This window comes from Parabacteroides sp. merdae-related_45_40 (assembly GCF_001915675.1).
This window is the reverse complement of record NZ_MNQY01000074.1, coordinates 3572-13626: the sequence shown is the minus strand read 5'-3', so window position 1 is coordinate 13626 and position 10055 is coordinate 3572. Positions and strand designations below refer to the sequence as shown.

The 10055-nt window shown below is 46.6% G+C and carries 7 protein-coding genes and 2 pseudogenes; 5 read left to right on the top strand and 4 right to left on the bottom strand.

What is annotated here, in order from left to right; translation table 11 throughout:
* Positions 1–167: 167 nt before the first annotated feature.
* From BHV83_RS10480 to BHV83_RS21770, 3 genes and pseudogenes are all read right to left on the bottom strand, one after another.
* A pseudogene (locus BHV83_RS10480) lies at positions 168–470 on the bottom strand (ORF6N domain-containing protein); the annotation flags it as partial.
* Positions 471–518: 48 nt separating this feature from the next.
* Positions 519–4256, bottom strand: a complete 3738-nt coding sequence (gene purL, locus BHV83_RS10475; RefSeq protein ID WP_286757493.1) for a phosphoribosylformylglycinamidine synthase — start codon at positions 4254–4256, stop codon at positions 519–521.
* A gap of 217 nt (positions 4257–4473) precedes the next feature.
* The gene (locus BHV83_RS21770; protein ID WP_005634154.1) at positions 4474–4680 is read right to left on the bottom strand and encodes a hypothetical protein; all 207 of its coding nucleotides are present in this window, start codon (positions 4678–4680) and stop codon (positions 4474–4476) included.
* On the opposite strand from BHV83_RS21770, the gene BHV83_RS10470 reads away from it, so the two are divergent.
* The 5 genes and pseudogenes from BHV83_RS10470 (at position 4587) to BHV83_RS10450 (ending at position 8912) form a co-directional block, all read left to right on the top strand.
* Positions 4587–4880: a hypothetical protein gene (locus tag BHV83_RS10470; RefSeq protein ID WP_333558992.1), complete on the top strand. Its 294-nt coding sequence runs from the start codon at positions 4587–4589 to the stop codon at positions 4878–4880. The two genes, BHV83_RS21770 and BHV83_RS10470, sit on opposite strands and share 94 nt — an antisense overlap.
* Positions 4820–4991 (top strand): annotated as a pseudogene (locus tag BHV83_RS10465) (N-acetylgalactosamine-6-sulfatase); the annotation flags it as partial. The gene BHV83_RS10470 and the pseudogene BHV83_RS10465, both read left to right, overlap by 61 nt.
* Before the next feature lie 931 nt (positions 4992–5922).
* Positions 5923–7464, top strand: a complete 1542-nt coding sequence (locus tag BHV83_RS10460) for a sulfatase family protein (RefSeq protein ID WP_005634146.1) — start codon at positions 5923–5925, stop codon at positions 7462–7464.
* Positions 7465–7611: 147 nt separating this feature from the next.
* On the top strand, positions 7612–8271 hold the full coding sequence (locus BHV83_RS10455; RefSeq protein ID WP_005634142.1) for a LysE family translocator: 660 nt from the start codon (positions 7612–7614) through the stop codon (positions 8269–8271).
* Between the two features lie 2 nt (positions 8272–8273).
* Positions 8274–8912 (top strand): carbohydrate-binding family 9-like protein, encoded by a 639-nt coding sequence (locus BHV83_RS10450; RefSeq protein ID WP_286757492.1) that lies wholly within the window; start codon positions 8274–8276, stop codon positions 8910–8912.
* Positions 8913–8978: 66 nt separating this feature from the next.
* Here BHV83_RS10450 and BHV83_RS10445 read toward each other — a convergent pair.
* Positions 8979–10055 (bottom strand): beta-glucosidase (locus BHV83_RS10445; protein ID WP_286757491.1); only part of this gene is annotated, 1077 nt, incomplete at its 5' end.

The following is a 10055-nucleotide window of genomic DNA, read 5'->3' as shown; positions in this document are numbered from 1 at the left end:
CAAGAGCTAAATCCCTGTATAAGACCTGCTGTAAAGAAGATAAATAGCAACTTTTTCATGAATCAGTGTACTTGTTTATTGTTTAGGTCGCGAAGATAGAGATTCTATTTCACAAAGCCAATCCTTGGCCGTAGTTTATCGTTGAAGGCTTTTTTACTTTGCAGTTCGGCAATCTCGCTTCTTAATACGCTTGCGAGCATGATGACGCCATGTTCCGTAAAAGCGAACGGATTCCTTCGAATTCCCATCTTAATAGTATTGGAGGTCACAATCTGTGACTTCCAATTTGGGGTTTCTTGGTTGGTTAGTTGAAACATAAAGTCTTCAGGGAAACGGGTGAAATTTCGTTTGACTGCTTGATTTAGCGCTTTGGTCTGAACTCCATACATTTCTGCTAAATCACGATCTAACATGACTTTCGTACCTCTGATCTCATAAATCTTGTTCTGGATAACTTGCAATTCTTCCATTTCTCGTAAATTTCAGTAAAGGTTTATATTCTTTTGCGAAGATAGGGATTAATCCGGGAGAAAGGTATAGGAAAGGAACTTAATTGTTGCCCCGGCCTGAAAATAAAAAGAGACAGGTATTCGTGCGTTCACGAAACCTTCGATCCACGGAGTGACTTCGTCACTGTTTCGTCGGTCTTCAGGATAGTAACCGCATTGCCATGGGAACATCGCACGTTCCAGGTGAGGCATCATTGCCAGATGGCGTCCGTCGTGAGAGCAGACACCGGCAACCGCCCAAGGCGAACCGTTCGGGTTGGCGGGATAGCCTTCATAGTTGTATTTAAGTGCGATATGATATTCTTTTTCTTCATACGGGAAAGAGAACTTGCCTTCGCCGTGAGCCACCCAGATTCCTAATTTGGAACCGCTTAAGGAACCGAACATGACAGAATGGTTTTTCGGGATCTCGACCGAGATGAAGTTCGATTCGAACTTGTGCGAATCATTGTGCAACATCTTATGTTTCTTCTCATGTTCCGGATAAACAACCCCTAACTCGGCCATCAGCTGGCAACCGTTGCAGATACCCAGACTCAAGGTGTCGGGACGTGCATAGAAGTTATCCAGCGCCTTCTTGGCTTTCTCGTTGAATAAGAAACCTCCGGCCCATCCTTTGGCAGAGCCTAAAACGTCGGAGTTGGAGAAACCGCCGCAGAATACAATCATGTTTACGTCTTCCAATGTTTCGCGTCCGGAAGCCAAATCGGTCATGTGAACGTCTTTCACATCGAAACCTGCCAGATACAGTGCATAAGACGTTTCACGTTCGCACTGGCAACCCTTTTCACGGATTACGGCGGCACGGATTCCGCTCTTTCCTTTGCGATCGGCAGTCAGGCCGTAAGAAGACAGCTTGCCGGTAAAGCTCTTCGGATACTTGAATTCCAGTGGCTGCATCTTGTAGTTCTCGAAACGGTTGCCTGCACATACGCTACCACTCTGCTTGATATCCAGTTTATAAGATGATTCGTACCATACGTCGCGCATGTAGTCGATGCCGAAATGGTATTGGACGCCTTCTTTGGAAACCAGAATGTGGCGTTCGGAAGTCGGCTTGGCGATAATGGCAAAACCTACTCCTGCATCTTCCATCAACTTTTCGAATGCTTTCTTGTCTTTCACCTGGACCAGGATACCCGGGTTTTCGGCGAACAGAATCTTGACTATGTCCTGTTCCGACAACTTGTCGAGGTTTACTTCCAGACCGCCTTCCACGTTGGCGAAACACATTTCGAGCAATGCCGTGATCATACCACCGGCAGAAATGTCGTGTCCGGCGAGAACCAACCCTTTTTGGATGGCATCTTGTACGGCGTTGAATGCGTCGGCAAAATATTCGCTGTCTTTTATCGTCGGGACTTCGTTGCCCAATTTGTTCAGAACTTGTGCAAGAGCGGAACCGCCCAACTTCATCGTGTCGAACGAGAAGTCAATATAATATATGTAAGAATTCTTTTCGTGGGCCAATACCGGAGATACGATCTTGCGAATGTCGCTGACTTCTGCACCGGCAGAAATAATCACCGTACCCGGAGCAATCACTTTGTCGTCGCCATATTTCTGTGTCATGGACAGAGAGTCTTTACCGGTCGGGATATTGATGCCCAGTGCACAAGCGAAGTCCGAAGCAGCCTGGACCGCTTTGTACAGGCGGGCATCCTCGCCTTCGTTACGGCATGGCCACATCCAGTTGGCACTCAAAGATACACCTGATAGCTTGTCGGACAGTGGAGCGAAAACGATATTTGTCAATGATTCGGCAATCGCCATGACAGAACCGGCAGCCGGGTCGATCATCGCTACCTGCGGAGCATGTCCGATAGATGTGGCGATACCCGCTTTTCCACGGTAATCCAGTGCTACAGCACCCAAGTCGCTCAGCGGCAACTGCAATTCGCCTTGGCACTGCTGGCGTGCGACCTTGCCTGTCACCGAACGGTCCACCTTGTTGGTCAGCCAGTCTTTACATGCAACAGCTTCCAACTGAAGTACATTTTCGAGGTAATGATGCAGTTCGGATTCTTTATAAACGACTGGAGCGTATGTTTCTTCGACCGTATGATCCTTCATGATCGTTCTAGGCGGTTTACCGAACATATATTCCAGTTTGATGTCGATTGGTTTCACGCCGTCGGCCTGTTCGAATACGAACTTCATGTCGTTGGTCGTTTCACCTACCACATACATCGGAGAACGTTCGCGGTCGGCAATGCGCTGTACACGGGCAACATCTTCTTCCTTCATCAGCAAACCCATACGTTCCTGGCTTTCGTTACCTACGATTTCTTTTGCGGAAAGTGTCGGGTCACCGACAGGCAACTGGCTCATGTCGATATGTCCGCCGGTTGCTTCCACCAATTCGGAGAGACAGTTCAAATGACCTCCTGCGCCGTGGTCATGGATGGAGATAACCGGGTTGTTGTCCGATTCGGCAATCGCACGGATCACGTTGGAAACGCGTTTCTGCATTTCCGGGTTGGCGCGCTGTACGGCGTTCAACTCAATACCGCTGGTATATTGGCCCGTGTTTACGGAAGAGACAGCGCCTCCGCCCATACCGATGCGGTAGTTGTCACCACCTAACAGGACAACTTTTTCGCCCGGTGCGGGATCGCCCTTTAACGCGTCGCGCATATTAGCATAACCGACACCGCCGGCCAACATGATCACTTTGTCGTAAGCATATTTCTTCTTGTTCTCTTCGTGTTCGAATGTCAGGACCGAACCGCAGATCAGCGGCTGTCCGAACTTGTTGCCGAAATCGGATGCACCGTTGGAGGCCTTGATCAGGATTTGTTCCGGAGTCTGGTACAACCAAGGGCGCGGGTCGAGGATCTTTTCCCATTCGCGTGCACCTTCCGTACGCGGATAAGATGTCATATAAACGGCTGTTCCGGCAATCGGCAGGGATGATTTTCCACCGCCCAGACGGTCACGGATTTCACCACCCGATCCGGTAGCCGCACCGTTGAACGGTTCGACTGTTGTCGGGAAGTTGTGGGTTTCAGCTTTCAGTGAGATAACCGATTTGATTTCTTTCACTTCGTAGAAATCCGGTTTGTCGCCGCTTGCCGGAGCAAACTGTTCGATCACCGGGCCTTCGTTGAAAGCCACATTATCTTTATAGGCGGAAACCAATTTGTTCGGGTTCTCCGCCGATGTTTTCTTAATCAGGTTAAAGAGAGAACTTTCTTTCTCTTCTCCGTCGATAATAAATGTACCGCCGAAGATTTTGTGACGGCAGTGCTCCGAGTTCACCTGTGCAAAACCGTACACTTCGCTGTCTGTCAGCCGGCGTTCCAGTTTTTGGCTTACTTCGTTGAGGTAAGCTACTTCTTCATCGCTCAATGCCAGTCCTTCCTGTTTGTTGTAGGCTTCGATATCTTCAATATAAACAATCGGGTCCGGTTGTTTACTGATCGTGAAGATGTCCTGGTTCAGACCGTCATAGATACGCTGTAACATCGGGTCATGCTCTGCTTCGCCGGAAGAAACTGGGAAGTATTCCTCGATGCGTGATATACCGGTGAGTCCCATGTTCTGGGTGATTTCCACGGCATTCGTACTCCACGGGGTAATCATTTCCCGGCGTGGACCAACATACCAGCCTTCCAATGTTTCAGCCTGGAGAGGTTTTGCCTCGCTAAAAGCCCAAACTAATTTTTCTACATCTTCAGGAGAGAAAGCGTGTGCAGCCTCCACAGCTAACACCGTCTTTGTTGGAGATTGAAAGAATAGAATCATATCGTCGATTTATTAATGGTATTCCGTTCATACGGGGGATAATATAAGGATACCCCTCGCTTACAAAGTGCAAAGATAGTGCTTACTAACCGAATTTCCCTTAAATCTGTTGAAGAAAATAAATTTGTTCCAACAAAGGCCTTTTTCGGTTAAAAACGGAGCCTCGCAGATGGTGCCCGATAGGGAAACTGGCGGGACTTGCGCAAAATGTCAAAAACTAATGGCCGGACGAACTGTCGATCACACAGATCAGTATGGCAAGAATATCGAGGCGAACCAAGTGGTTGCGTATCTCGCTTAATGCTTTGGAGATATCCCAACCGGACAGCTCTGGAGCCGGGTGTCCGGCTTCTTCCGGAAGTATTGAAAAAAGCAGGCTACCAGACTTGCCATATAGGAAAATGGCATGTGACAGAAAATCCATTGCAGAACGGTATGGATATTAATATAGCTGGGAATCATATCGGACATCCTAAAAGTTACTTTTCTCCTTACGGAATGGAAATCTGGAAAAATGGTCCGGAAGGAGAGTTTTTGATGATCGGTTACTTCTTTCGAGTCGGTTGCTTCTGGCACAAGAATTTCCTAATATTGTGTTATTCTTGGTGGATGATATGGGAGTAATGGATACCTTTTTGCCTTTTTTTGACGGATAAGGGAGGTAATCTGGTTCGTTGTGCGTTGAACGACTGGTATAGGACACCGAATGTGGAGCGTATGGCTCGGCAGGGAATATATTGAAACCATTTTACAAATAATTGTTTATTGAAGTATGTCAAAACGGTGTTCCTCTGTCACTGTATCACTGATTCCTTTTTTATCGATTGATATTCAACTTGTTTCGTTAGTGATATATGCCCGTTTTCTCTATCACTACGGTATCACTACCCTATCACAGGCAATTTGGATGGAAAACAGAAATTGCGCTTATACACATCTGTATAGTAGCGTATTACAAATAACAAAAGCAATAAATACCCGATTTCCATCCTTATAAATCACTCGATTATTTTATGTAAAAATGGCTATAAAATAGGTGAAACCGGGTGGTTTTTATTGTCCGGCATGGTACTTTAGTTGCCGGACACCCCCATGTTGCCCCCTCTTACACCCGGATGTACCGGCTCTCTACACCCGGATGTAAAGGATGGCAACATGGGGGTGTTTACGGAATGATGTGCTTGTCTTTGCTAAAAAAAGAGATAGCTTTTGTGGAATGAAGAACCGTATTCCACCAATTTAATACCTGTTATATTCGTTTTTACATTTGTTTATTCGATTATTTTATATGCTTTTTCAAAAGTAATAGAAGGTAATGTGTTGGTTTTCAATTGTATGACAAAAACGTCCTGTTTTAGAAGTGATAGAGGAGTGATAGGGGAAAACGTCCTGTATCACTGCCTTTGGACGTTTGAATATGAATAGCTACAACCTTTGTAGTGATAGAGTGATAGAGGATTAGCAGAAAACTTCGTATGCAGATTACAATCTTGGAAAATTGTGATATACTTCGTTTTATTGTATATTTGTCAACAATAAGGTTATAGCTCCCGGCGAGATTTGCTGAAAAAACAATTGTCGGAGTGTGGAGGACGTTTTCGGGATTCTCGGATTGACAATCTCAAAATGGAGAAAGGGTTTATCAATTAACAGTTAATTTATTATCATGAAATCAACAATCGTATTGGGAATAGGAGCTACCTTGCTGGCCTCCTGTTCTGGAAACAGACAAAAGGCGGAAGAAAAAGTAACACAGCAGCAGAAGAAGCCGAACGTTATTTTCCTGATAGCCGATGATATCGGTTATGGTGACCTGAGTTGCAACGGATCGAAAACGATCCATACGCCGAATGTGGAACGCCTGGCAGCCCAAGGTGTTCGTTTTACGGATGCGCATGCAGTGGCTGCGACCAGTACGCCTTCGCGCTATTCGCTGTTTACGGGGCATTATGCTTGGAGGCGGAATGACACGGGGATTGCGGCTGGAAATGCCGGAATGGTCATTCGTCCCGAACAGCCGACTGTTGCCGATATGTTTCGTGAGTGTGGTTATACAACAGGTGCTATAGGTAAATGGCATTTGGGATTGTCTGACAGGACGGGAGGACAGGATTGGAATGGCTTTATCACGCCGGGACCTTCAGATATAGGGTTCGACTATTCCTATATAATGGCTGCCACAGGCGACCGTGTGCCTTGTGTGTGGGTTGAGAATCAGCGGATCGTCAATCTTGATCCGAATGATCCGATTGAAGTGAGCTATGAAAAACCGTTCCCTGGCGAACCGTTGGGAAAAGACCATCCGGAATTGCTTACCAAATTGAAACCGAGTCCGAACCATGGGCATGATATGGCGATCGTGAACGGCATTTCGCGTATCGGCTACATGAAAGGGGGCAAGCAGGCCTTGTGGGAAGATGAAAACATTGCAGACAGCATCACTTGCAAAGCTGTCCGATTTATTGAAAACCACAAAGATGAACCGTTTTTCCTGTATGTCGGAACCAACGACGCGCACGTTCCCCGTTGGCCGCATCCCCGTTTTGTCGGCAAGAGCGGCATGGGCCCTCGTGGCGACGCTTTGTTGCAATTCGACTGGACCGTAGGCGAAATAATGGGCGCACTCGAAAAAGCCGGTATTGCCGAAAACACCTTGATCGTGTTGAGTAGCGACAACGGTCCTGTTGTGGATGATGGTTATGCAGACCGGGCTGTGGAATTGTTGGGCGAACATAGACCCTGGGGGCCGTTCCGTGGTGGTAAATACAGTATCTTCGAAGCCGGTACGCGTGTTCCGATGATTGTGAGCTGGCCGGCTCAGGTAAAACCGGGTGTCTCCGACGCATTGGTATCACAGATCGACCTGTATGCCTCCATGGCAAGCCTGATGGGCAAGCCGCTCGAAGAAGGGGCCGGTCCTGACAGCCGGGATCATCTGGACGCATTCTTGGGGAAGGACTTGAAAGGGCGCGACTATGTGGTCGAAGTTGCCGGTTCTCTTTCTGTCTCCGACGGCGAATGGAAATACATAGCTCCGAGTAATGGTGCTGCTTATGCTAAACTGACGAATATCGAGTTGGGCAACAGCAAGGAAGAACAGCTTTACAACCTGAAGCAGGATATCGGAGAAAAGAAGAATCTGGCGGCCGAACATCCCGAAATCGTTGCAAAGTTGAAAGCTATATTGGAAAAGGAAAAAGCTAAATAGCCTTTTTACATAAAGTGTGAAAACGCCTGTAGGTAATCTAAAAAACATTCCTGCAGGTGTTTTTTGGTTAAAAATGGACGAGTTCATTTTATTCTGCTCCCGGTTTGCGTTATCTTTGCAAATCATTAGGCAGAAAATAGAAGGATAATGCTGGGATTGATAAGTAAAGGAATTGTTATTGGCGTACTGGTTTCCGCCCCGATGGGTCCGATCGGTATGCTATGTATACAACGAACGCTGAACAAAGGACGTTGGCATGGGTTTGTTACCGGATTAGGGGCTGCTCTGTCAGACGTGATCTACGCTGCACTGACTTGCTTGGGGATGGGAGTTGTGGTGAACTTTGTGGAGGCGAATCAGGCTCCTTTGCAATTGATCGGCAGTATCGTATTGGGTATTTTCGGCTATTATATTTTCCAATCCAATCCTGTCCGGAATCTTAGAAAACAACGGGAGAAAAAGTTATCTTTCACTCAGGATTTTATTACAGCTTTTCTTCTTACCTTTAGCAACGTATTAATCGTATTGCTATATATTGGTTTGTTTGCCCGCTTTGGTTTTGTCTTGCCGGAACATTCTGTTTGGATGTTGTCGGGTGGCATTGCTTTTATTGGGGTGGGGGCTGTTCTCTGGTGGTTCGGAATCACTTATATAGTTGCTAAATTGAAGAAATGGTTTAACGTGCGAGGTATATGGTTATTGAATAGGATTGTAGGATCAGTCATTATTGTTTTGGCTATAATCGGAGTCTTATCCGTATTGCTGACTTCTTATTTACATTTACCATTACTCCAAATCTATAATTGATAATGAAGAAACTGAAAGTCCCTTATTTGGAAACGCTGGACGTACTGGATCTGTCGTCCGTAGGCTTTTTGATGGAAAAGGCCCAGCGAGAGTCGATCGATGTGATTAACTGGGAGGAATATTCCTATAAGCCTATCGTGGCTTTCGATATCGCAAGATCGAAAGTGAATCTGTATATTCGTTACTTTGTAAAAGGCAATTCATTGAAAGCTCTTTATGAAACGGATGGTTCACCTGTCTATCAAGATAGTTGCGTGGAGTTTTTTATGAAGCGGGTGAATGATCCCAATTACTACAATTTCGAGTTTAATTGTATCGGAACATGTGATGCTTCCTATCGGGAATCGCGTGATTCGAAGAAATCTCTGACCCCCGAAGAGTATGCTTCGATACGTCGTTTTTCAAGTCTTCCTCATGCCGCTTTTACAGAGAAACTGGGGGTTTATAGCTGGGAGTTGGTGGTTGCCATTCCTTTCCGGTTGATGGGCCTCGATCCTGACAACCTACCGGAAAAGATAATGGGCAACTTCTATAAATGTGCGGACGATACGGAATTTCCGCATTTCGTAAGTTGGAGTCCGATTGATCTTCCTTCTCCGAACTTCCATTGTCCGGAGTTCTTTGGGGAAATCTATTTATAAATTAAGAATTAAAAATTAAGAATTAAGAAATGAATGCATAAGACACCATTTCTTAATTCTTAATTCTTAATTTTTCAACTCCTTGATTTTTACTTCCGAGATACTTGCATTGCCGGAGGTTATTACGATACGGATATCACTGGCGGTTGTGCCTTTGAACCGGTAATTCGTCAGCTCGTTCGTAGCTTCTACCGTCCCTTCATATACGGTCAGGAACTGGCCTCCGCCACCGGAGAGTTGGATTTCAAATTTGGCATCTTTGCTTTTTTCTTTCCAGGCAATCGCGATGTTGTTAGGAGAGGCGTTGTTTTCGAGTGCAAAAGTTATGTATTCACCCTTGTTGGCTTTCCAAGCCGTAGATGGGTTGCCGTCTAATACTGACGGAGCAGACTTCTGAGTAGAGCTGGCAATAACTGATTTCTGCTGTCGGGAAGCTGCCGATATGTTTGCCTGCTCTTTACCATATTCCACTACCGTAAAACGGTCGTTCAGGCGGATGTCTTCGGATGAGGCTCCGATCATAACCTTGAAGTCTCCCGGTTCTACCACCCAATGGTTATCGCTATTCAGCAGCTGCAAGTCGCGCGGTTCGATAGTGAAGGTAAGCTCTTTCGTTTCTCCCGGATTCAGATGGATACGGTCGAAGCCGACGAGGTTCTTCTCGTAGGTCGTAACACTGCTGAGGATATCGCGTACATATAACTGTACTACCTCATCTCCGGCACGTTTACCTGTATTCGTCACCTTGCAACGGACGGTGACCGGTTGAACCTGTGTCACGATAGCTGGCTGGATCGAAATGTCTGAGTATTCGAAAGTCGTATAACTCAATCCGTAGCCGAACGGGTACAACGGACCGTTCACGCGGGACATGTTGCCGTCCAACCCTTTGTTGCGTCCGCCGTCGACCTGTGCATTCGGTTTGGTCGGGAAGTTGAACGGAATCTGTCCGACTGTCTTCGGGAAGGTAACGGTCAGCTTTCCACCTGGGTTATAGTCGCCGAACAGAGCGTCTGCAATGGCCGTACCGCCTTGCGAACCCGGATACCAGGCTTCGAGGATAGCCGGAACATATTTGTCCGCCCAGTTAATAGACAACGGACGTCCGTTGATCAGCACCAATACGACCGGTTTTCCAGTGGC